At 58.5% G+C, this 24141-nt stretch carries 19 protein-coding genes; 8 read left to right on the forward strand and 11 right to left on the reverse strand.

The features are described from left to right. Positions 1-38 precede the first annotated feature (38 nt). From dnaN to hisS, 6 genes are all read right to left on the reverse strand, one after another. Complete coding sequence (gene dnaN / locus NSND_RS13595; protein WP_080879515.1) at positions 39-1169, reverse strand: DNA polymerase III subunit beta; 1131 nt, start codon at positions 1167-1169, stop codon at positions 39-41. Positions 1170-1191: 22 nt separating this feature from the next. Further along, positions 1192-2532, reverse strand: a complete 1341-nt coding sequence (dnaA, locus tag NSND_RS13600) for a chromosomal replication initiator protein DnaA (protein ID WP_080879516.1) — start codon at positions 2530-2532, stop codon at positions 1192-1194. A 356-nt stretch (positions 2533-2888) separates the two neighbouring features. Next, positions 2889-3161, reverse strand: a complete 273-nt coding sequence (locus tag NSND_RS13605; RefSeq protein WP_080879517.1) for a hypothetical protein — start codon at positions 3159-3161, stop codon at positions 2889-2891. A gap of 15 nt (positions 3162-3176) precedes the next feature. Further along, complete coding sequence (locus NSND_RS13610; RefSeq protein ID WP_080879518.1) at positions 3177-3527, reverse strand: hypothetical protein; 351 nt, start codon at positions 3525-3527, stop codon at positions 3177-3179. A gap of 23 nt (positions 3528-3550) precedes the next feature. Next, on the reverse strand, positions 3551-3871 hold the full coding sequence (locus NSND_RS13615; protein WP_080879519.1) for a DsrE family protein: 321 nt from the start codon (positions 3869-3871) through the stop codon (positions 3551-3553). Positions 3872-3992: 121 nt separating this feature from the next. Then, positions 3993-5249, reverse strand: a complete 1257-nt coding sequence (gene hisS / locus NSND_RS13620) for a histidine--tRNA ligase (protein WP_080879520.1) — start codon at positions 5247-5249, stop codon at positions 3993-3995. A 273-nt stretch (positions 5250-5522) separates the two neighbouring features. Between hisS and NSND_RS13625 the strand changes: the two genes are divergently transcribed. From NSND_RS13625 to NSND_RS21025, 3 genes are all read left to right on the forward strand, one after another. After that, on the forward strand, positions 5523-6983 hold the full coding sequence (locus NSND_RS13625; protein WP_235000250.1) for an FAD-dependent thymidylate synthase: 1461 nt from the start codon (positions 5523-5525) through the stop codon (positions 6981-6983). A 19-nt stretch (positions 6984-7002) separates the two neighbouring features. Next, the gene (locus NSND_RS13630; protein ID WP_080879522.1) at positions 7003-8040 is read left to right on the forward strand and encodes a tetratricopeptide repeat protein; all 1038 of its coding nucleotides are present in this window, start codon (positions 7003-7005) and stop codon (positions 8038-8040) included. A gap of 147 nt (positions 8041-8187) precedes the next feature. Next, positions 8188-8988, forward strand: coding sequence for a hypothetical protein (locus NSND_RS21025; RefSeq protein WP_143833552.1), 801 nt, complete (start codon positions 8188-8190; stop codon positions 8986-8988). A gap of 591 nt (positions 8989-9579) precedes the next feature. On the opposite strand, the gene NSND_RS13635 is transcribed toward NSND_RS21025, so the two are convergent. The 5 genes from NSND_RS13635 to NSND_RS13655 all read right to left on the reverse strand — a co-directional run bounded on the left by NSND_RS13635 (position 9580) and on the right by NSND_RS13655 (position 16673). Beyond that, positions 9580-9849, reverse strand: coding sequence for a hypothetical protein (locus NSND_RS13635; RefSeq protein WP_080879523.1), 270 nt, complete (start codon positions 9847-9849; stop codon positions 9580-9582). Positions 9850-9965: 116 nt separating this feature from the next. After that, positions 9966-10307 (reverse strand): P-II family nitrogen regulator, encoded by a 342-nt coding sequence (locus tag NSND_RS13640; RefSeq protein ID WP_080879524.1) that lies wholly within the window; start codon positions 10305-10307, stop codon positions 9966-9968. A gap of 51 nt (positions 10308-10358) precedes the next feature. Then, positions 10359-13628 carry a DUF2309 domain-containing protein gene (locus NSND_RS13645; RefSeq protein ID WP_080879525.1) on the reverse strand — a complete coding sequence of 1090 codons (3270 nt, stop codon included), beginning with the start codon at positions 13626-13628 and terminating at the stop codon, positions 10359-10361. Next, entirely contained in the window at positions 13616-14923 is a 1308-nt protein-coding gene (locus NSND_RS13650) for a hypothetical protein (protein ID WP_080879526.1), read from the reverse strand. Before NSND_RS13650 ends, NSND_RS13645 begins: the two co-directional genes overlap by 13 nt. Positions 14924-14978: 55 nt before the next feature. Continuing rightward, positions 14979-16673 carry an NADH-quinone oxidoreductase subunit 5 family protein gene (locus NSND_RS13655; RefSeq protein WP_080879527.1) on the reverse strand — a complete coding sequence of 565 codons (1695 nt, stop codon included), beginning with the start codon at positions 16671-16673 and terminating at the stop codon, positions 14979-14981. Between the two features lie 342 nt (positions 16674-17015). On the opposite strand from NSND_RS13655, the gene NSND_RS13660 reads away from it, so the two are divergent. The 5 genes from NSND_RS13660 to NSND_RS13680 all read left to right on the forward strand — a co-directional run bounded on the left by NSND_RS13660 (position 17016) and on the right by NSND_RS13680 (position 24134). Continuing rightward, complete coding sequence (locus tag NSND_RS13660) at positions 17016-17441, forward strand: Na-translocating system protein MpsC family protein (protein WP_080880884.1); 426 nt, start codon at positions 17016-17018, stop codon at positions 17439-17441. A 21-nt stretch (positions 17442-17462) separates the two neighbouring features. After that, positions 17463-18938: a protein adenylyltransferase SelO gene (locus NSND_RS13665; protein WP_080879528.1), complete on the forward strand. Its 1476-nt coding sequence runs from the start codon at positions 17463-17465 to the stop codon at positions 18936-18938. 249 nt (positions 18939-19187) lie between these two features. Then, the gene (locus NSND_RS13670; protein WP_080879529.1) at positions 19188-22535 is read left to right on the forward strand and encodes a hypothetical protein; all 3348 of its coding nucleotides are present in this window, start codon (positions 19188-19190) and stop codon (positions 22533-22535) included. Positions 22536-22666: 131 nt separating this feature from the next. After that, complete coding sequence (locus NSND_RS13675) at positions 22667-23380, forward strand: alpha/beta hydrolase (RefSeq protein WP_080879530.1); 714 nt, start codon at positions 22667-22669, stop codon at positions 23378-23380. A gap of 7 nt (positions 23381-23387) precedes the next feature. Next, a complete protein-coding gene (locus NSND_RS13680) occupies positions 23388-24134 on the forward strand; it encodes an alpha/beta hydrolase (protein ID WP_080879531.1) in 747 nt (248 codons plus the stop codon). The last annotated feature ends 7 nt before the right edge of the window (positions 24135-24141 follow it).

The raw sequence follows: 24141 nt of genomic DNA on the forward strand, positions 1-24141 counted from the left end.
AGCCACGTTGAGCATCCTGTAAAAAGGCATTCCTATTGCTAAATTTTGATCGGCATCACGACGCATTTGAATCCGGGACTCTCGGCTTCCTGAATCAGGCAGGGGCTCAAGGCCGTGTCCATTTGCAACGAGACCGATTCTCCATCCATGACGCTCAATGCATCTAAAAGGTAACGAGCATTGAATCCTGTATTGAGCGCCTCACCCTCATATCGGGCCACCAGTTCTTCCGTGGCTTCTCCATAATCCGGATTGCTCGAAAACAGAGTCATGCCGCCGGGAGCAAAGGACACCTTCACGGCATTGGCCTTGTCTTTCGACAACACCGAGACCCGTCGCAACGCGCTCTCCAGCAGCCCGCGATTGACCACAATGCGCTTGCCGCTCTCTTTCGGGACCACCTGCTGGTAATTGGGGTAATTCCCCTCCATGAGGCGGGAGGTGAGGAGGAGGCCGCTCTTGCGGAAGATCATGAGATTCTTGGTGAACCCGATCAAGGGCTCTTCGTCGCCCCCCTCTTCCAGCAGCCGCCGCATTTCCTGCGCCGCCTTCTTCGGGATGATCGCTTTGATATCCTGGGCCGGCTGCTTCGCATTCGGGGTACCAACTTCGCGCTCCGCTACGGCCAGGCGATGGCCGTCGGTGCCGACCAGTCGCAGGAGCGTGGTTTTCTTTTCAGTTGTCGTCAAGCTCACGAGCAGGCCGTTCAGGATGTATCGCGCATCATTGTCGCCCGCGGCAAACAGCGTCTTGCGAATCAATTCCAACAGACCCGCCCCGGCCAGCGGCGTCAGCCCCTCGCGTTCGATGGAGGGCAACGCCGGATAATCGCCGCTCGGGAGACCAACCACCTTGAATTGACTCTTCCCGGCCTGGATCGTCGTCCAATTGTTGTCGCCGGACGTGAGTTCGATTTCACCGCTCGGCAACTCCTTGATGATCTCGTACAGCTTGCGGGCGGAAATCGTCACGCCGCCCGCTTCGAGGACCGTCGCTTTGTAGAGGCCCCGCATCCCGATCTCCAGGTCGGTGGCGACAATTTCAGCGCCGTCGTGCTTCGCTTCCAGTAAAATGTTCGAGAGGATGGGCATGGTGTTTCGTTTTTCAACGACACCCTGCACCCGCTGCAATCCCGTCAACAATTCCTCTCGTCCGATGCGTACCTTCATGGTCGGTCTCCCTCAGCGGGCCTTACGCCCTCAAGATCTGTTCTTTCAGGCCTTCCAGCGTCGTGTGCAGGGTGCTGTCGGCTTCCTTGGCCTTCGTGATCTGCCGGCAGGCGTGAATAATCGTCGTATGGTCCTTACCCCCGAACTGGCGGCCGATTTCAGGAAATGAGGCGTCGGTGAGCTCCCGGCAGAGATACATGGCGATCTGGCGCGGGTGCACCAACGTTTTGCTCCGACGGCGCGATTTCAAATCGGCAATCTTCAAATGATACTTCGACCCCACTGCCTCTTGAATATCTTCGATGGAGACAATCTTCTTTTTGTCCCCGATGAGATCGCGCAAGACGTTCTTAGCCATGTCGAGCGTGATCGTTTGCCCCGTCAGCGAGGAATAGGCCCCGACCCGCACGAGCGAGCCTTCCAGCTCACGAATGTTGTTCTTCATCGTGGTGGCCAGGAAGTGAATCACATCCTCGGGCAGCGCAATGCGTTCGTCCTCGGATTTCTTGCGCAAGATGGCGATGCGGGTCTCCACGTCCGGCGGCTGCAGGTCGGCAATGAGCCCCCATTCGAACCGCGAACGGAGCCGCTCTTCGATGTCCGGCATGTCCTTCGGAAAGCGGTCACTCGACAGGACGATCTGTTTATGGGCTTCATAGAGGGTATTGAACGTATGAAAGAACTCTTCCTGCGTCCGCTCTTTGCCCGCCAGAAATTGAATGTCGTCGATCATCAACATATCGACGTTGCGATACCGCTTACGCAGGTCGATCATCTTGTCATAACGAATAGAATTGATGACTTCGTTCGTAAACTGCTCGGTCGTCAGGTAGGCGATGCGGAGGTCGCTCCGCTCGGCCAGGTAGTTGCCGATCGCATTCAGCAAGTGGGTCTTGCCCAATCCCACACCACCATAGAGAAACAGGGGGTTGTAGGCTTTGGCCGGTTGTTCGGCCACGGCCATACAGGCCGCGTGGGCGAACTGGTTTCCTGCCCCGACCACGAAACTCTTGAAGGTATATTTGGGATTCAATTGCACGCCGCGTTTTGATCGAGACGCAACGAATCCACGCCCGGCCGTATCCGCCGGCCCACTCTCCTGTTGAGCGGGCGAAGAGGAGGGAGCCTGCTTGTGATTGACGACAAAGGACACGTCCAAGTGGCCGCCCCCTTGCGCAACGGAAACCGCTTCCGCCAGGAGATCGCGGTAATGCTCTCCTAACCACTCGCCGAAAAACTTGTTCGGGACTGCAAGATACGCCGTCGTCTCTTCAATCCGGTCGAGTACAACAGGAGTGAACCAGGTTTCAAAGACCTGCTTCGGAACCTTTTCCTGAATGTACACCAGGGCGTCATTCCACATCTAATTAGTCCTATAAACTCAATATCTTATGAATGTTCACAGCCTTATACACAGGTGTGGATAAATACATAGGAAGCCCTGGTTTTATTGATCGCTCAATGAGAAGACGCGCGCGCTTCTTGTGGACATCTGAGAGACCGGCCGACTGTTCATCTTTTCCGTGCACACGTACCCTCACCTTATCCCTGAACGCCCCCTGCCTTATACACCATCTCATCAACATGGGCTAGGCTCTTCGATCGTCAACGCCCACGGACCTCTTCGCATTCATCCACAGAACCCACATAGCCTACTCCTACTCCGACGGCTCCGGTTCTTCTCTTTATTAGGAAGATAACTAAGAGAAGAGAGCCGGATCACAGCACAATGGTTGAATCATGCTCCGCAATCAAGCCGACTAGCTCTCGATAGGAGATGATTTTTCCGGAAGCGGCGGTTGCCGCACTGCCTGATGCAGATGGAAGCACGTAAATCGGTCCGGGGAACGCCGGTGAAGACCCCACCGCCTCTTCCAGGAGGACCAACGAGCAGACGCCTGACGACACATCCGTCGATGCGGAAGGCAACAGGGATTGAGCCGGATCAGAAATCGGTCGTCGGAGTAGATACAACGTTTTACGGGCAGACATGAGATTCCATAGAAGTTAAAAGACCAATACCCGGTCGGCTGCGGCCATGGCCTGCCGGGCCGATTCAGAAGAACCGACAGTGACTGCGAATCCCTCTTGAAGCTCGGGAGCCGGGCCGGATGGAAACACCAGGAGAAACGGAATCTGGAGATGCTCGAAGGAGGGAAGATACTTTTCGAGAATCTCGATATCGACGATATCATCCGTCTCTTCCGCCAGCAGCTGAACGGCCTGTCCCATGAGAATCACCGTAATCGGGTTCTCTCCGGCAGCCAATCCCAATGCGATGCGCAAGGCCTCGACCGGACGAGCAGACGTTCGCGGGTCTTCACGAATAATCAGCACGATGGATGTAGTGGCCGCCACAGTCGTTCCTTCAGACAATCGTCTCATGTAAAAGCCAGAAACCGGTCGCAGCCGTTCACAATATTCGACAGCACGACCAGGCCGCAGAGAGAAATGCGGGAATCGAGAGCATCGGTCGAGACTCCATGCTGCTGGCATCCATAGGCGCAGACAAACAATTTTATACCTCGGCCAACGAGTTCGGTATAACGAGGGTCACGAAGATTCTTCACTCCCTCATCGATGAAATATAGATAGAGATCAGCACCTTCGGTCAGCGCCTCAGAAGCGAGCTGAGCCACCGTCTCGACGCTGGGGTGTGAGGGGGGTGTGGATAACAGGATGCCGAACTTCTTGGCGCTCATAGGAATTTTGTCTGTGGATAATCTTTAAGAGTGATTAAGAATCAATAACTTATAGATGTAAAATAGAATGCGGAGCGTACGAATTCTCGGAGGGAAAGTCAACTAGAAAAAGGGCTCTGAATTACCTGTTGACGAGCCTGGTGCGGAGGGCGGTGGCGAGGTCTGAAATCGGGATGTCTTCCTGGGCTTTTGTCTGCATATTCCGGAGGGTGGCGACACCTTTCGTCACTTCATCGTCACCAAGGAGGATCGTATAGAGAGCATTGAGGCGATCGGCCTGACGCAAGTGGGCCTTGAGTGACGCCGCACGGAAATCCATGTCAGCCGGCACTCCGGTTCGACGGAGTTCATCGAGCAGCGTAAATCCGACACCGACAGCCTGAGTGCCAAAAGCAGCGACATAGACCCGAGGAATGGCCGGCACGACCACTGTCTCCGGTAACATCAGTGCAATCCGTTCCAGCCCGACGGCGAATCCGACCGCCGGCACGGCGGCTCCACCAAGCTGTTCGACGAGACCGTCATAGCGTCCACCGGCACCGACGGCATTCTGCGCACCCAAATGGGAGCAGGTAACCTCGAATGCGGTGAGACAGTAATAGTCCAGGCCACGGACGAGCCGAGTGTTCATGTGAAACGGGATACCCACCGATTGCAGGCCGGTCGTCACGCGCTCGAAATGGTCCCGCGCTGCGGGTGACAAGGAATCGGCCAGGCAGGGAGCATCCTCGGTAGCCGATCGGCATTCCGGAACTTTACAGTCGAGAACACGTAACGGATTCGTCTCGATCCGGCGCTGGCAATTCCCGCAGAGGCGACTTTCCACACCGTTCAGAAACGCTACCAGGAGCGGTTTGTACCGGGCCCGGTCCTCCGCATACCCTAGATTGTTGATTTCCAGGGTCAATCCCGGCAGCGTGAGGTCGGACAAGAGTCGCCACAGCAGCGACATGACTTCGACATCGGCCCGCGGGTCGGCCACACCGAACGATTCCACCCCGAACTGATGAAATTGCCGCAAACGCCCGGCCTGGGGACGCTCGTGGCGGAACATCGGCCCGGCGTAACAATATTTTTGCGGCCGCGGATCGGCGGCCCGGTTGTGCTCGATGAATGCCCGGACTGTCCCGGCCGTCCCTTCCGGGCGCAGGGTCAGGGACGATCCGTCGCGATCGGCGAAGGTGTACATTTCCTTCTCGACGATATCGGTCGAGGCGCCGATGCTGCGCGCGAACAAGGTCGTGGTCTCGAAAATCGGGACGCGGATCTCTTGAAAGCCGTAACGGAGGGCCCACTGTCTGGCGGTATCTTCGATGAATCGCCAGCGAGGGGACTCCTCAGGCAGGAGATCTTTCACACCCTTAATCGCTTTAATCATGGCTCTGTTATTGGGTCTCCCGGGAGTTCGAGCGGGACTATAGCGGCGGTCCAGCGGGCAAGTCAACGCGGCAAGCTCCGTATCTCGTGAAGCGTCATCCGTATCTCGCTCTGGGCTTCACGAGCGAGAAGAGACGAGAGACGACCGTGTTGCGCCGGCCTTTCTGCGAGAGTATAGTGCCCACCTTGTAAACACGGGCGTCCACAAGTACTCTGCTCAATCACAAGCCGCTGGACTCGCTTCTCTAAGACTATGACTACTCAAGGCCGCCGTGTGATCGCCCTGGCTCCGATGCCGCCGGAAAAATCCGCCTATGCCCTCGCGCGGTATAGCCGGTCCCCGGACTCCATCGAAGAGAGCATCAAATGGGTCCACGGCCATTCCTCTGAAAAATTCTGGGAACAGTTTTATTTCGACTACGGCCATGGTTCGATCGCGGACCTGGGCCATGTGATCATTTGCTTCGAACAGATCTCCGAGCTGGCCGCCATCCGCCTGGAGGATGAACCCGTGTGGGACGGACAGGCCAAGTCGAGCCGGTATCAGAACTTTGCGTCGACCAGCTGGTTCGTACCGGATACCATTCGCGGGCAGGAGACCGAAGCGACGTATCTCGGCATTCTCCGAAGTCTCGCGACGGTCTACCGTGCCCTCCATGACCCCTTGAGCCAGTTTCTCACCGAACGGGAGCCTCGACCCGAGCACATGACCCCCGCAGCCTATCAACGGGCGATCACCGCGCGGGCATTCGATGTGACCCGATATCTGCTACCGCTGGCGGCGCAGACGAACGTCGGCCAGGTCGTCAGCATTCGCACCCTCGAAAAGCAGATTACCCGCCTGTTGTCGTCTCAGCTGCCGGAACTTCGCCTGCTGGGAGAAGAGCTGCAGGAAGCCTGTCGGAAAGCGCCGGTCAATCTCTGGGGCGAACTGTCCGGACAGGCGGCAGGCTTGGGCGAACCCATGGCGCCGACCCTCGCGCGGTATGCCAAACCGAATGTGTATCAGGCAGAGGTCTACAGCGACCTGGCCCGGTATGCGAAGGAAGCGCTGAAGGGCACCGGGTTGGATCAACCGACCGCCTGGGGCGCCGCGGAACCGGTGGACTTGATCGAGCCGCACCATCCGCTCGACGAAGTCGTCGCCACGCTGCTCTATCGCGCCTCGCAAGCCCCCTATCGAAAGATCCTCGCGGTCGTGCGGGACTGGACGGAGAAACAGAAGCAGGACACCATCGAAATCGCCTTTCAGAAACGCGGGCCGCATGACGAATTGATCAAGGAGTTCCGCAGCGGGTATGCCTTTGTGTTCGATGTGATGATGGACATCGGCGGGTGGCGCGACATGCACCGGCACCGGCGCTGCCAGCAGGTGCAGCAGAACTTCACCACGGTGCACGGGTTCGAGACACCGCCCATTCTGGCGGAAGCGGGGCTCGACCACGAATACCGCAAAGCCATGGGGCATGTAAAATCCGATATCGAACAACTCCGGAAATCGAGCCAGGAAGCGGCCATGTATGCCATCCCGTTCGGATTTTCCGTGCGCTGCCTCTTCAAGATGGACTATGCGGAAGCGGAATACATTGCGAAATTGCGTTCCGGGGTGAAGGGGCACTGGTCCTATCGCACCATCGCCTGGCTCATGAAACAGAAACTGACCGAACGATATCCCATTCTCGGCGCGCGCATGCAGGCGACTCCGCCGGATGTGCAGGACGCGCTGACGCGCTGAGCGGCGCGCCGCTTTCATCATGAGCACGCACCAAGACAGAATCGAAACGGCCCTCCTGGCAGACGACTGGGACCGGGTCGGGTATGAGGCGTCGGAATGGGCCCGCGCGCTGGAGACCGCCGGTGAAAAAGATCCTCGCCCGTACTTCGCCTTGAACGTCACCCACCTGATTCGCGGGGAATTCGCCGACGCCTGGCGGGTGTATGCCCGCGCGCTGCAGGAGACGGACGACATCGAGCGCGTCCGGGAGTGGGTGCACTCCATCGCGGATCGGCACGCCGGCAATGCTCAGACGCATCTGGTGCAGGGATTGTTTCTGGCGCAGTCCGGCCAGTCGGAACAGTCGATGGCGTCCTACAAAGAGGCCGCGAAGCTGGCTCCGCAATCGCCCTATCCCCATTATTTTCTGGCCCAGATTCACGAGCGGGCGGCGCATTTGGAGATGGCGATCAAGGAATATCGCGAGGCGGTCAAGCTCGCTCCGACATTTGCGCCGGCGCGCACGAACCTCGGCGTGGCCTACCAGGAGCAGGGGCGGCTTGAAATGGCCATTCCCCAATATCGCGAAGTGATCAAGCTGAATCCCCACGACGCGCTGGCCCATGCCAATCTCGGCTGTGCGCTTGCGGAGCAGGGCAAATTCGAACCGGCGCTGCAAGCCTACAAAGAAGCTCTACGGCTCAATCCGCGAGATGCGGAAATCCATTTCGCCCTCGGCGGAGTTTATGAGACCAAGGGGCGGACCGATCTTGCCCTCAAGGAATACCGCGAAGCGACGCAGCTCAATCCGGAACTCGCCTCGGCCCATACCGCGCTTGGTTGGCTGTTGATGGAGCAATCGAGAGCATCGGAGGCCATGGAGGCCTTCAGCAAAGCCGTGAAGGCCAACCCGGAGGAGGCCCAGGCCCTCTACGGCATCGGGAGGATTTACGCCGCCAAGGGCAAGCGGGAAAGTGCCGCCGAAAACTTCTCCAAAGCCATCCGCTTCGAAAAAGATCCCACCAAAAAAAACGCCATCATGAACGCCCTCTTCGCCAGCGGCCAGACAGGGGATTGAGCAGCCGAGGGATGTGCTTCCTTGCTCGCGGATCGCGCGCCCTTGGAAGGACCTCGATCGACGCGCGGAGGGGAAGCACATCATCTCAGCTCCTCTGGAGAGGTTATGTGGACGGTTGTTGCCCAAACCCTGGACCGCTAACAGTTCATGGCTATCCACGAATCAAGGCGACATGTCATAGCGGTAGAAACACCTTCGGGTGCTTACAAGATCTTTGCACTCGGGTACAACAAAAGGGACGGCAGTTTGTTCATAGATCTGCCGTACCTGAAGTGTGATGGTTTAGTCGGTGCCGCCACTGGAATTCGTAATGAAGCAGGTGGTCTTTCTGATCGCGACTTCATTCCTTTTGGAACTACCAAATATGGCATCAAGTTTTCCTACCATCCAGATGGGCGTACCCATTTCTCCCAAGACGGAAAGATACGCACGAATCTTTCACATAATGGTATGGCACTCTCTAAGAAAACGGGTCCCATTTGCACCATTATTGCACATCGCTTATGCGAGTTTACCCGTGTAAGCCAGCAAGATCTGCGAAAAGATTCCACCAAGAAGGGGATCTGCGCATTGATCTCATCTGTTGAGTTGCCCGGAGCAGTTTTCACGGTTTTCTTGAAATCTGAGAATGATCTGAAGTCGTCACCCTCCACGGGTGTAGGTTCTCCAGTCGGGGAGATGACAACGCCAACTGAGACCATCGCTCTCCCAGCCATTGCGATCGGACAGCCCTTGATGGACAGATGTCATGATAGGGTCCTGATAGTTGCATATCGACCGCTTAGTGTAGCCTCGATAGTCCCTGAATCATACTTGCTCTTCCAAGGTCCATACGTAGAAACTCAAGATGAGGCTATCCCTAAAGGCAAACTTGTCACCCAATCAGTTGTCTATCCAGCTTGCCTAGCCGGTGATCTTATCCGATCGATTTCATCGATCGATCTCTAAGCGACAAATCAAATTAAGAACTTGCGGATGCGGTGTAGGTAGCGGAAGGAGCTACAGAGCGCTTTATTTATGGGAGACGGTTCACGAGCGACGAGTTTTTTGGCTCACGGATGGCGCCTTGAAGGAGGGGCTTCTGCATGACCCGATTTCCAGAGGCTGTGAGTATCCGTCGCGTCTGGTCCGCTTGACCCCTCGGGAGGCATCGGCTAGGGTCCATTGCGGCCGAGCATCGGCGCAGTTTGAATTTCGAGGTCATTTCTTACCTCGAACAGATGACTCCCAGCACCCCCATCGATGCTGAGTCCTTGCTTGCCAGGGCGCGGGCGGTCCGCCGTATCCCCAAAGGCGTTCGACTCAACGATCGCCTACTCCGTGATTTCAGAGTGGGATTCTGAAGGCCTTTCCAACAGTCGTCATCTCTCCATTGCCTTTTGCCGACCTGACAGGAATGTCACAGATCAGCACCACTCGGCTGCTCAAAATTTTCTCCAGCCAGGCCGCAGGGAGTTCGGACGCCGAGGCGTACTGTTCCTGTACGTCGAGGTGGACGGACGACTGAGAACGAAGCTGGAGGGAATTTTCAGCAGCCGGTTACAGTTCCCGGATGGCGCCCTGGAGGACGGTCATCTGGGTCATGGGATCTCCGGAGGCTTGAAGCTCCGTGCGGATCTGGTCTTTGAGGTAACTGGTGTACCCGATTTTGTCGAGGAGGAGGTCGAGGAAACGCTCGGAGGACAGCAGGGTCTGAGCCTTCAGCTCTTCGATGGTCTCGTCGCTCACCGGCACATAACTGCTGCCGATGTGGAAGATGATGTTGTAGTGGCGATCTCGCCCGAGCCGTTCAAACCGTAGTCCCTTCACGTGCCGTCCTTCCTCTTACAGGCCAACGGGGGCACATTGTAGACAATCACCGGTGAGAAGACAAGGTCGGCTGCCCGGCCCGCGGGCTCACCAGCCGCGGGTTCCCGGTCTGCCGGTCAGGACTTGGCGCTCTTCTTGCCGAAATATTCGCGCCGGCTGACGGCGACATCGGAGACGAACATGACACCCGAATGTCGCTCGAACAGCGGCCGGAGCCCGGCCAGCAGCGGTTCCACCTTTTCCTCCGGCACCACCGCCATAATCATGACCAGGCTCTCCTGCTCGCTGAACATGAAATGGGCTTCACGCAGGCCATGATGGCCCTTCCCCGAGATATTGCCGATGATGGTGTAGCCGGTCGCCTCCACTTTGTCCAATAACTCGGTGACAAAGGGCCGGTGCTCACCCGACACGATGACGCGAATTTCTTTCATGGGATGCAACGTGAGTGCGGCCATGTCTCCACTCCTTTGAAAAGAGGTCTCTTCCGAGGTGATGCCGGTTGCAATCTATGTGTCACTGGGATTCCTCACGCGGCGCCAGACACCCGAGGGCATGTAGCGGTACCAGATGCCGTCCTCAGGGTCCAGCGCAGCCAGGTGCACCCACTCGTTGTGATAGAAATGTTGCAGCACTTCGTGCCGCGCAATGAGTTTCTCGATCCGCGGGCGCGAGGTTTCCACCAGCGTCAGGAGGCGCATGGGTTCATGATAGGGCAGGTCGTCGTTCATGACGGTTTGCCGGGCCAGCCCGAGCCGGAGATCGCTCCAGGGGCCCGACATGATGCCGATGCGGCCGACGACGTTGTGATAGATCTTGCTTCCGCTTCCATAGACCTCGTTGTCCACGGCCGAGAAATAATGCTCCATGTTGATCCACTGGGCGACCACTTGGGGCGCGGTCAGCAGCACTTCCAGCCAGCGGTCCGTCGGATCTTCCCGATAGTCGTACGAGTGAAGGAAGACGCGCCCGGCCAGGTTCAATCCCTTGGTCAGCTCCCGGCGGCCGATGATGAAAGTTGTGTTGCCGGACAGGCCCCATTCCGGCCGCACCTGGCTCCAGTCCGCGCTCCGTCCGGCTACATGCGCCGAGGCCTGGTTGAGAGGCAGGACAGTCCTCACATCGGGGAACCGGCTGCAGCGCTCCTGGCTGGTCAACTGCGCGGCTTCGCGTAAATCGTCGTACAGTCGGGCCACGTCCTTGCGGTGGGTCGGCGGCGCATCTTCGAGATCGAACAGGTGCACCTCGTCCGTCGTGGTATCGACCTGCCCGGCGAGGAAGTGGGTGTCTGACGGGATTTCGATGCCGCGTTTCGCCAGCCGTTCCCGCACCGGCGGACGATTGGCCATCGCCGCCAGCACGCGCGCGTTTGGTTTGCCTTCGTTTCCGCCGCAGGCGCCGCAGTCCAGCGCCGACTCGAACGGGTTGTTCTCGGTGGTGCTGCCATGGGCGCAGAAGAGCACGAGGCGGGCGAAATTTCTCACCAGGCCCATCATGCGCAGGGCGGTTTCCACGGTCAGAACCTGTTCTTCGAGCGTGAAGCCGGTCCGCGTGATCCGTTCTTTCTGGCGGGAGGCCGCGCGGCGATTGATCCGGTAGTGCCGTTGGAGTTCTTCGAGGAAGGTGGTGAGTTGGTCGGCGGAGAGATCGACCGATTTGGCCGCGTCGCTGAGGAACGGTTCCACCGGCGCATCGTCGTCCAGCGCGCGTCGCCGCAGGGCCTCGACGAATTCGGCATCAACCTGCGATCCATGCAGGCCGAGCCGGTCGCGCAGCGCTTTCCAGATCAAGGCCCGTTGTTCGGAGACCATCATTTCCTCGGTTTCGGCCGGCGCCAGTTTGTCCACCGTAAGAATCGTGGCGATGGGGGGGACAAATAACCGCCGCACCCAATTGGTCAATCGTTTGTAGAGGGCGGGCCACATCGTCTTGCCCATCATGGGCAGCGCGTAGAACCAGCCCAGCGACTCCACCATGACATAGGGGGTGACGACGTTCTCCTTGAGATCGTGCAGCAGCGTATGTCCCGCGTGGACCAGTTTCGCGCGCGACTGGTGTTTGGACACGTAGTGATCCAGATAGCTGCGGGGGATCTCCCGCACCTCGTTTTTCGCGCGCATGATGACCGGGAACTGCTCGGTCTCGTGTTCTTTGCCCCAGGCCCGATACCGGATGAAGACCGCGAAGAAACCGGCAAACCCATAGGTGTCGTTCGCGCCGGTGGATTCCAGGTGGCGGCGGAACGGCTCGGAGCGCACATCGATGCAAAAGACCGATTGGGAATGGGGCCGCACCGGCGGATGGTGCTCGGCGGAGACCGGTTGGGGTTTGACCGGCGCGCGCAGCAACATGCCGAAGAGGTGATCCTGATACCCGGCCTCGAAGGCCTTGAGCCACACCGGACCATGCGCGGATTCCGGAAAGGCGTCGATCCAATCCAGCAAGGTGCGAAGGGCCGTCAGCGGACCGTCCATCAGCAGGGCCGGAACGATCTCGAGCGCTTGGGCCAGCGTGAGCAGGCGTCGCGCCATGAGCCGCTGGGCCGCCCGTTCGCGGCGCGGTCCGAATTCGATCTGATCGTGATGGGTGAGTGGCTCCCATTCAGGGGCGAGGGCCGGCGTGCCCTGCTGACGGTGTCTCGTGTCGGCATGCAGCCGGGCGACACGGTCGGCCATGGAGGCGGGAAGTCGTCCGGCGGCCCATTCCTTGTGCATGAAGTACGCATGCGACTGCTGCGCCATGTAGGCCATCACCGCGGGATAGTCCCCGTCGATGCCCAATTCTTCCCGGCAGACTTTCTGGACCAGTTCGCGCACATACCACAAGCGCACGGCGAGAAACTTCACCAGCCCGACGGGGTAGGCCTGCTGCCAGGCATAGCCGGTTTCTTCCGCGCGCCATTTGATGAAGCCGGCCCAACCCGGGAGGGCTGCAAGTTGGAGCGACAGGTAGTCCTGCCGGAATGTCACGGGGATTGCCAGCGCGTCCAGGCAGTCCAATACGGCGTCTTCGGGATGTTCCGGCAGCGCCGCAATTTTCCGGCGGCTGTCCGCAATGCCGCACGTTGTCCATTCTTTCCCGGCCACTTGCTTCCAGGCGGCGTAGAGGCCCTGATCCCGACCCGGCATCGGCCAGGTGGCGTGGCCTTCGTCCAGAAACGCTTCGCACCATTTGATTAGTTCGCTGTTGATCAGTTCGACGATCCGGGTGCCCAGTGTCTGGTCGCACCAGTTGGAGAGGGTGAGATGATGTCCGAGAGCATCCGAATCCGCACGGACCGTGGCGGCCATCCGTTCCGCCACCGTTGGTGTGGAGAACGAGCCCAGTCGTTCGGCCAGTGCCTCGACCTGCTCCTCGTTCGGCTCACGTTCCATCAATCGATCGAGTGGTTCGTCGGTCGCGGTAGAGAGACCATGGGTCAGGCAGGCTCGCAACACTTCTCGATGGGCAATGCGGCAGGGGCCGAGATCGACTTCCTGCTCGAGCGCGAGGGCCGCCAGGGCCTCGTCGATATGGCGGACCAGAATCCTGCCTGATTTCAGATAGCGCCGATACACGTCACCGGGGAGATACCCGTTGCCGCCCAGGAATTGGTGGCCACGTCGGACCGTTTCGGTGAACGGGAGATACTCCAGGCTGTGGAGCGGATTGTGATGGACGAAGGTTCGCATCGGCCAATACTGCGCGATGACTTCGCTGGCGAGACGGATCGTGCCTCGCAGTTCCATGCGGCGGGCTTCGAGGTCTGCCGGGTCGTCGGCGCGGATCACCGGATCCATGTCCCCTCCTGCATGGCGACAGTGGCCGGGGGTGTCGGTATGTACGAGTCGAAAAAGCGCGAGGGGGCCGTACCGAGGGCCAGCAGCAACAACAGCAGCAACACCAACGAGGCGAACTCCGTCTGGCGCAAGTCGTCGTATCGCATATCCATGCGTTGCCGGCCGAAGATGAGTTGTTGCAGGAAATCGGTGTAATACCAGGAGGCTGTGAGCCAGACGATCATGACGACGGCAAAGGGCCCGGAGGGTGTAAACGTGGGCAGGAGCAACATGCCCAGGAACCCGGAAAACACGCCGAAAGGCGGCATGCCCAGCGCGGCGAGCGCCAGGAGCGCCAAGAGGGTACTGAAGCGCGGCATGGGATAGGCGAGCCCGCCGAGTGCGCGGAGATCGATATCGCCATACCGGGCCCGGATGGCATACCAGGCCAGCAGCAGTCCGCTGGCCGCGAGCCCCGCGGCGCTGAGATAGACCGTGGCTTGCATGGGGGCGGTGCCGGTGTCGGCGACATACCACCAGAGCAGGCCGAAAAACGCGAGGGCGGCGTAGGAAAGCCGCGGCAGCGGGCGCGCCTGAATCAGCGCCCGGAGCGAACCGTACACGGCGCCCGCCAATGCCAGAATCGCCACGGTGTGGAGGGTCGTGCCGGTCAGGTTCGGGAGCAGCATCAGCAGGGTATGGAATCCGACGGTCGGCAGCAGGAAGACGAGGAACGCAGGGAGATTGCCCGGTAATCCGGTCAAGGTCGCAATGAATCCGCTGTGAACGGGCAGGAGCGGCAGCAGTGTGGCACAGGTGACCAACAGAGCCACCGTCGAGGCCGGTGTCGGGAGCAACAGGGCCAGCGCAGCCGACATCATGCTCAGTCCGTAGGCCGACAGTCCCCGCCAGGTCTCCGGCGTGGCGCCGGATTGATACCGATACAGGAGGATGCAGAGCAAGCCGGGCAGTATCAAGAGCATGACGTCGTGCGCCGGCGCTTGAGCGGTGAGGATGCCAAGCCCAAGTCCCAGCAGCACCAGCGTCGTCGTCCAGGCCGAAGTATTGTCGCGGTGTAACGGTTGGCCGAGGAGCGAAAGAAACGCCGTCAGCGGGAGCAGGCAGAGAAAAGGCACACCGGCCAGCGTGTCGCCCAGCGCCCAGGGCGTCCCGATGACGACGAGCATACTAGCGACCGTCGTCAGGAGGGCTGAGGTCTTCATTCGCTGGAACGACGTGCGGAGGAGCAGGCTGAGCGCCGCGCCGAGGAAGGGAACGGCCATGAGCAGCCACGGTGTCATCCAGGTCTTGATCATGGCAGGCCTCCGACAGCCTGGGCCGCGCCGTTGTTCGTGTGGCTGCGTTGCATGGTCACGACAGCCGCTTTTCCAGGTGATGGGCGACGAGCGTCACGATCCGGCCGAACTTGAGATACAGCTGATCCAGGTAGAGGCGGTTCATGAACAGGACATAGAGACGGACGAGGAAGACGTCGATCCAACCGGGAATTTTGACCGTGCGCCCATGCGCATGCGCATAGAGATAGACCCAGCTGAGGATCGTCAGCACTGTCGTGCCGACCACCAGACTGTCGAAGAGCCGGCCCGGCAGCGCCGCGGCCTTGAAATACGACGCCACCACCTCCGGATTCGGATACAGAAAATGCGTAAAGCTCTCCACCGCAAAGAGGTATGTGAAGACGACGATGACGAGCGTGACCAGCATGGCGGCGGACACCTTCCAGGAGGCTACGGCGCGAATACGTGTCAGGGAGAGAATCGCCTGCGAGGAGGTAACCCAGATGAAGAACAGGAAAATCACCGTGCCTTGTGAATCGATCAGCGGAATGCGCAAGACACCGTGCGTGACGAGCAGGATCACGAGCGGCAAGAGCAGCGTCGTCAGGAATCCGGTGGACCAGGTGAGATTGGAGAATTCGCTTTCCTCCGCCTCGCGGTCGATTGGCGGAAACGAGGGTTCCTGGCGAGCCTTGTGGATCACATTCCCGCAATTCAGGAACACCGTGCCCTTGAACAGACCGTGGGCGATCAGATGGAACACGGCGAGGGAAAACGCGCCCAGCCCGCATTCCATGATCATATAGCCCATCTGGCCGATCGTCGAAAAGCCGAGCGTCTTCTTGATGTCGTTCTGCGTCAACATCATGGTGGCTCCCAGAATCGCCGTGAGCATGCCGATGACGAACACCACATGCAGGGTGGTCGGGCTCAGACCGTAGAGCGGGGCCAGACGATTCAGCAGGAATCCCCCGGCGTTGATGATGCCCGCGTGCAGCAGTGCGTGGATGGGCGTCGGCGCGTAGAGGGAGCGCGGCAGCCAGGTGTGGATCGGAAATTGTGCCGACTTGCCCATGGCGCCGACGAAAATCAGTAGGGTCACCGCCGTCGCGCCGTTCATCTCCCAGCCGAGGTCCGGCCAAAGGGACAGGGTGACGGGCGTGTCCGCGGCGCGGGCAAACAATGTCTGGAACTCGAATGTGCCGTACAGCGAATAGGCCAGGACGATACCGGCCAGAAACGCCGCATCGCTGAGCCGCAACATCGTAAACGTGTTCGTCGCGCCGGACAGTGTGGCGGCATGCCCGTGGTTGTGTGCAAGCAGAAACAGCAGCCACGAGAGGATCTGCCAGAAGACAAATAACATGACCAGGTTGGCGCTGGACACCATGCAGAGGAGCACCGCGGTCGTGATACCGAGCATCCCGAGATACCGGCGATATCCGCGATCCTGATACATGTAACCCATGGAATAGCGGTAGATGAGCATGGTCACGCCGGTGATGAGAACCATCATGACCGCGCTGAGCCGGTCGATATAGAACCCGATGGGGAAGGCAAGATTGGCGACGGAGGCCGTATCGTAGAACTGGATGGTGACCGGATCTCCGGAGGTGACCGCAACCAGGGCGATGAGGGACCCGAGAAATGCCGCCGCGACGGGGAGCAGCCCGGCTCTGGCATTCTGGTCCTGCTCCGCACGGTCGCCGGTCATCACGATGAAGGCCGTCAACAACGGCAACAGCGGGACGAGCGCGAGAAACGACATGCCGACCCCATGGCACTCATGAAAAGAAAAAGGCCAGCCGACGGTCCTTGAAACAAGGAACCAACGACTGGCCTGCACTGTCCCCGGCTTTTCCCTGAAGGGAAACACCGGCAAGACCCTACTGCCTGTCTCATCACATCCATGTGGTGGGTCCGGGCCACGCGCGATTCACGGCCTCTCGGCGGCACCACCGGAAAACTACGGTAGATGTAGCCGCGCGCCTTTGTAATTGCAAGTAAAAAGTCGGCGCCGCAGGGCTTGCTGGCAAGACCGATGGGCCTGGTCGCCGGCGTCGTGCCGGACCGTTTGCCGACAGCGGTTGAAGGGGGTTGGAGTCTGCACATGGCGGTGACTATAATCGGCCGCGCGTTGTCTCGATCAACCATTCAGAAGGATCTATTGCCTGTGGCGAGCAAGGGAGAGAAGGAAGCCGCTGTCCGGACGGCCATCATCAAGTTCGAGCAGGAATTTCTGGGCCGCGGCCCGGATGAGGTTCGCGTCTTCATTGTGCGGGACATGCTTGTCGTGCGGTTGAAGGGGGTGCTGACACCCGCAGAACGCCAGCTGGCCAAAACGGCCGAAGGTATCGATATGGTGAAACGACTTCGGCAGAACCTCATCGCGCAAGGTCGGGAACGGCTCTGCGAACAAGTGATGGATCTGATCGGTGCGAAAGTGACGGCGCTGTTTACCGACATCGACACCGTGGTCGGGGAGCGCATTTTTGTCTTCACGTTGGAATCGGACATCGAAGCCAATTTCCGGTAACCCTCAGGATCACGAAGCAGGATGACAGTCCATAGTCTCGAAACCCTCACGTTCGATAACAGTTACGCGCGTCTGCCGGAGGTCTTCTACGCCAAGGTGAGCCCGACGCCGTTCTCGGCCGCGCCGTTTCTCATCAGCGCGAACCGGGCCGCGATGGAGTTGCTCGATCTCGACCCGGCGGAAGCGGCGCGACCGGAGTTCGCCGGGGTGTTCGGCGGGAGCCTGCTGATTCCCGGCATGGAACCGCTGGCCATGCTCTACTCCGGCCATCAGTTCGGTGTCTATGTGCCGCAACTCGGCGATGGCCGGGCGATCCTTCTGGGGGAAGTGACGAACGGCCGCGGGGAACGCTGGGATCTGCACCTCAAAGGCGCGGGCATGACGCCCTTCTCGCGCGACGGGGATGGGCGTTCGGTGCTCCGTTCAGCCATCCGTGAATATCTCTGTTGCGAGGCGATGCATGGACTCGGCATCCCGACGACGCGTGCGCTGTGCCTGGTCGGCAGCGACGACAAGGTCTATCGCGAACAGATCGAAACCGGGGCGACGATCGTCCGGATGGCGCCGTCGCATGTGCGCTTCGGCACGTTCGAAATTTTCTACTACCGGAAGCAGCACGAGCATCTGCAGCGGCTGGCCGATTACACCATCGAGATGCATTTCCCTGAACTTGCGCAGGCAGTCGACAAGTATACCCGTTTTTTTGCCGAGGTGGTCCAGCGCACGGCGAAACTGATCGCGCACTGGCAAGCGGTCGGCTGGTCGCATGGCGTGCTCAATACCGACAATATGTCGATCCTGGGCCTCACGCTGGACTATGGCCCATACGGTTTCATGGATGACTACGACCCCGGCTTCATCTGCAACCACTCGGACTATAACGGGCGCTATGCCTTCAACCAGCAGCCCTACATCGGACTCTGGAACCTGAGTTGCCTGGCGCAAACCCTGCTGCCGTTTGCGCCCAAGGAAGAGCTGAAAGCCGCGCTCGATGGTTACCAGACCAGCGTGGATCGGCACTATCACAACCACATGCGTGCCAAATTGGGGTTGGTGGAGGACCGCGCGGAAGATGAGGCCCTGCTGCAAGAACTGAAATCGCTCATGGTCGGCAGCCGGGTCGATTACACGATCTTCTGGCGTGAATTGAGCATGTTTTCATCCGACGCGGGCGCGAAGAACGAACGGCTGCGGGAACATTTCCTGAATCCGGAGCGGTTCGATACCTGGGCCGTTCAGTATCGCGAACGGCTGCAGAGCGAGCAGAGTCGCGACGAAGAGCGACGGATTCGTATGGATCGGGTGAATCCCAAATACGTCCTGCGCAACTATCTCGCCCAAGGGGCCATCGAGAAGGCTCAGCAGAAAGACTATTCCGAGGTTGAACGGTTACTGGCGCTGCTGCAACAGCCCTATACTGAGCAACCCGGCATGAATTCCTACGCCGCCGCGCCCCCGAACTGGGGTAAACACCTCAGCGTCAGCTGCTCGTCGTAGCATCACCACGTCATCGAGCAAAGACCTAGCCTCTTGTACTTATCTGAATAGATACATCTCGTATCGAGGAAGATACTCTTTCCCTCATCGCTGGCTGAGCATCGCGCGCACCAGTAATCCTTTATTAGTTCATCCTCTAGCCCTGGAGAGTTGTGGTTCAGCGGAGCTTAGATGCAGGCATAGCTTTTGCTGGATCGACCAGTGGGTGCTACATCCATGAGTCCAGCCACAGGGATGTGAGGGGCTCTTATGGCAGGGGATCGGGAAGAATCAAAAATTCCCATCACAACAGTCGTCGGACTGGCCATGGCCTTAGCTACGCTCTGGCTGGTGCGTGAGCCTCTTCTCAGCTCACGCCCTGAGGTTGAACCAGCCATAGGCCGGGAAGCGGAACTGATTCAAGCGCGACTCTGGCAGGATCCAATAGAGGCGGCAGAATCTCATCAGCAAAGCGACCGTACCGAACAGCCACGCCACAACCACAGTTTCTCCAGTATTCATTTTGAGAGCAGGGAAGACCCCGGGGTGCATATCGGGGTTCTCATCATCATTACCGAGGGAAGTCCATATGCCGAGAACCATGAGAAGCGGTTGCGCGACCGCTATGCAGCACTCTCCGCTCTCGGTGTGGCGTGCCTTGTGCCGGCCGACGAAGAGCACATCGGGTACTTCGAGGTTGGGCAGAGCCTCGTTCCGTTCGAGTGGTATAAGGCGAGAAAGACTAGACAATGTCATCAGGACAAGGATCACAAGCAGCACTACGATCGGGTTCTCCTAGTCTGGGCGACGGATGACAGTCTGGGAGAGAGGCCGTTGAATAGACTGAATGAAATTTCAGGGTTGCTTGCGAGCCAGTATTGGGCCGATGTCTGTGGAGGGCGGCATTCTGTAGAGTGTATGGCCAAGCTCGAGTTTAAGATTATCGGCCCACCTAGCTCCAGCATGCTCAGGGTTATGCTACAGAACGCACGAGATCAGGCTGCGCCTAAATGGTGGCCGAACATAGGATCTCTTGAGGGCCCTACGTCGTTCAAGATCGCCCTTTATTCACCTTGGGCCACAGCCTCTCCTGAACTTCTTTTGCAAGGGATTGATTCGAATGGGCAAGCCAATACCCATAGGTGCGAAGGGGGTCAATCGTGCAGGAAAAATTTGGCCGCCCAACTGGCTAATGCAGGTGTTGTCCTCGAGCATACCGTCGAGGGCGATGAAGAGATGTCTCTCGCCTTGGTGGGAGAACTTGGAAGGCGACAGGTCAAAATAGGCGAAGATCCCATTGCACTTATCGGAGAATGGGACACGTTCTATGGCCGAGCGCTTCCAATTGTTTTCAGAGCGGCAGCTTGTGTGGTTGCTAGTGAGAATATTACCGATGAACTAAATAAAGTCGAGAGTATGGACGAGGGGGCAGAAAGGAATCGGCGTGACGCTGTCCTCTATAAACGGTTTAGGGAGTGCCAATCTATCTCTCGGGCCATTCGTTCCCAGATAGAACACCCAGAACGTTGGGATGCGCTTGAGATGAGGATCTCCCGCTATTCCTATCTCCGCGGCCTCGATGGCCTGACACCAGGAGCCAGTAAGAAAAGCGGGGAGGCAGAGAACGATAAAAAAAGCGGCCGATCGAACTCGAATGACAAGAAGCATCAAGATAAGACGTTTGAAGGCCTCGAACGCCCGGATGGGGAGAGCCAGCTGGATTATCTGCGCAGGTTAGTTGCAAGAATGAAGCAGGATGCTGACGAGGCCAGCGGGTCCATTGGGAAGCCGCCGAAGGCGATCGGGGTGCTCGGCAGCGACGTGTATGACACCTTGCTCATTCTGAGGGCTGTTCGAGAAGAATTTCCCAACGCGATTTTTTTTACAACTGATTTGGATGCGCGGTTTTTTCAGGAGCGTGAATCAAAGTGGGCGCGCAACCTCGTTGTCGCGTCACCCTTTGGTCTGAATCTCCATAGTGGAATCCAGCATGATATCCCCCCTTTCCGGAACAGTTATCAGACCTCAGGTTTTTTTACGATGCTTCGAGCCTTGGGCCACATCAGGTCTGTGCGGTCGTCGACACCATCGACAATGGTGTGTCCGGAAACTGGTTTTGAGAGTATGGAGTTACTATTTGACCGATACGAAATCGATTTGAGTCCGAAACCGTTCTCCGCGCTGCTTTGTCCACGACTATTCGAGGTCGGGCGCCATGGTCCAGTCGACCTCTCTGCTGACCGAGGAGCCGTCCCGTCGCGGGTGGGAGAAATAGAAATGATTCAGCCCCCGCGTGAACTGTTTCCTCTGGGGATGAGACCCTGGTGGAAATTTTTGAACGCGGATTATCGCCTTCGATTCCGTCACACTGTGTTCTGGCTCCTGGTGGCGGTGCTAGTGAGTCTTGTCGTGTTCACTCAACTGCCTGGGAAAATGTGGAATTGGGCGAAGGGCGATGTCGCTGAAAGAGTCAAATGGCATTGGAGGGTCGTTGCGCTGACAATAATAGCCAGTGTCGGAGCTTTCACGGTCGTGGGAGGAGTGGATCGGCTGATACGGGTGATTCTGGAGGATAGATGGGAGGGTGAGCCGTTCAGCATTTCCGACGGGGTGAGCACCTGGCCAAGCATCATCATCCGCTCTCTCGTGATTGCATGGTGTCTTGGATGTTTGGTCAGAGCCTACTATGCGCTTCGATCCAGTCAGAGTGAATTGAAAGAAGAATTTGCGCTCCCTTCCTATAGACCCAAAGGCAGCCTACGTGAACAGGTATGGGTGCTTCTTAGGTCCATAATTTGGATTAAGTCGGTACCGCAACCAACCGATGGTAGTGCGAGCATCGCTCGAATATGGCACGATTACTCACGGGCCGCTCTCTATAGAAACCGAGTCGTCCGATCTCTGAGCTTACTCGTAATTTATCTATTTCTCATTTTCATCATTTTGGCTGTCATTGCATCGCCTGGTCCGCCATCCAGCCCCTGCCGAGGAATTACTAACTGCAAAATAGTGGCTGGTGTGACGTGGGCGGCAGTTTTATCGATGGTCTTCTTAAACATGTTTGTGTTCGATGCCGTGTTGCTGAGCCAGAGCTTCATAACACGACTCAAGACGACATCCATACGGTGGCCGGATAAGACGCTTGCTAAATTTCATTCCCGGTTCGAGTTAGATCGTCGGTATCTTCCAGGTTTGATTATGGTGAGGTGCATTGCGGATCAAACTCACGCGGTGCATAAACTCGTATTTTGCCCCTTCATCGCCTTGTTCTTTATGATATTGTCTCGGAATCGGCTTTTCGACAATTGGGATTTTCCTCTCGCGCTGATTATGATTTGGCTCATCTATGCTGGTCTGGCGGCCGGTAGTACGATCATTCTAAGATCGAGAGCCAGACAAGCTCGTGACCTTGCCATTGGATATTTTCGTGAGCACCTGCTTGCTGTAACAGGAATGGGGACGCAACAAAAGGTTTGTGCAGATCAGCTGCGCCTGGCACTAGAGGACATCGAGCACGTTCAGAAAGGGGCCTACACGCCATTGGTTCTCAATCCGGTATTTAGTGCCAGCATCCTCGCGGTGATTTCCTTCCTTCAATATTGGTATCTTGGCCAGTAATCCTCGGTTCATGTCGCGAACGTCTGCTTGGGCGCTGGTGATCGGGCGCCGGTGCAGGGGCATCGCTGTTGATTCGGCCGATAGCGGTGCGAGAATATCTACGCAACTCTCGGAATAGGAGAAGCACGTCGATGCGTATGGACACACTCGGCGGCCTCACGGTTCGTCTGACGGGCGGGACCGACGGGAAAGGCGGCGGCAACGGCCCGCTGGTGGTGCTGCTCCATGGTTTCGGTGCGCCGGGCGACGATCTCGTGCCGCTGAGCGAATATCTCGATGCGCCCACCGGGACACGCTTTCTCTTTCCTGAAGCGCCGATTTCAATTCCGATGGGCTTCGGCGATTCGCGCGCCTGGTGGATGATCGACATGGCCCGTATCCAAGCCGATCGAGCGGCGGGCAAAGTCCGGGACATGTCCGGCGAAATCCCGCGCGGGCTTACCGAAGCGCGCGAGCATATGAAAGTGCTGCTGGATGAGATACAAAAGAAACTCGGCGCCGATCCCGAGCGCACGGTGTTAGGCGGCTTCTCACAGGGGGCGATGCTGTCCTGTGACGCACTGCTCCACAGCACTCAGTCCTATGCCGGACTCATCCAGCTCTCCGGGACCCTGGTGGCAAAACAGGAGTGGGCGCCGTTGCTGACGAAACGCAAAGGCCTGCCGCTGTTTCAGAGCCATGGCACGCAAGACCCGATCCTGCCCTACGCGATGGCTGAACGGCTGCGGGATGAATTTCTGCAGGCCGGTGTGTCGGTCGATTGGCAGCCGTTTCGGGGCGGCCATGAAATTCCGGAGCCGGTGTTGCGCAAGCTGGGCAGTTTTCTCTTGAAGGCCGTGAGATAGGCTCGGGATGGATCCGTTTACACTCACCGGCGCAGACGGCACAACTCTCCGTGGCGATCGTGTCGTCGGCAAGGACCGCCAGCTTCTCTTCATCACCGGGTTTCTCTCCAAACGGTGGGGCAATAAGAGCAAGGCGCTGGCGCAATGGTGTCAGGAGCGAGGCTGGGGATTCTGCTGTTTTGACTTTCGCGGGTGGGGCGACTCGGGCGGTGTGTGGGGTGAATATCGCCTGCTGCAATGGCTGGAAGACGCCGAAGCGGTCACGAATCTGTTGGCGGGTGGGCCTCCGGTGACGATCGTCGGTAACTCCCTCGGCGGATGGCTGGCCTGGCTGGTTGCGCAGGAGCAACCGGCGGTGGAAGAATTGATTCTCATCGCCCCGGCGTTCAATATGATGGATCTGCGCGCGGCTCAGATTTCCAATGAGCGGCGTGAGCAGTGGCAGGCCACCGGCTCCATGCCATGGGACGACGAGCCCATGCATCGAGAGGCGCCGATCCCCTGGCACTGGGTCGAAGACAGCCAGGCCCTCTGGAGCCGTCGCCTCACCATGCCGCGTCGCGTCAAGACGACCATTCTGCACGGGCTGCAGGATACAGTGATCAAGCCCGACGGCAGCTGGACCTTCGTGCAGCACCTGCTGTCACAGGATCCTGAATTTCCCATCGACGTCTTATTCAAAACCGGTGATCACCGTCTGAGCAGCCCCGACCATTTGGAGACGTTCAGGCAGTTGGTGAGCCGATCGCGATAGAGGGGCG

This window comes from Nitrospira sp. ND1 (assembly GCF_900170025.1).
In the GTDB taxonomy this organism is placed as follows: Bacteria; Nitrospirota; Nitrospiria; order Nitrospirales; family Nitrospiraceae; genus Nitrospira_A.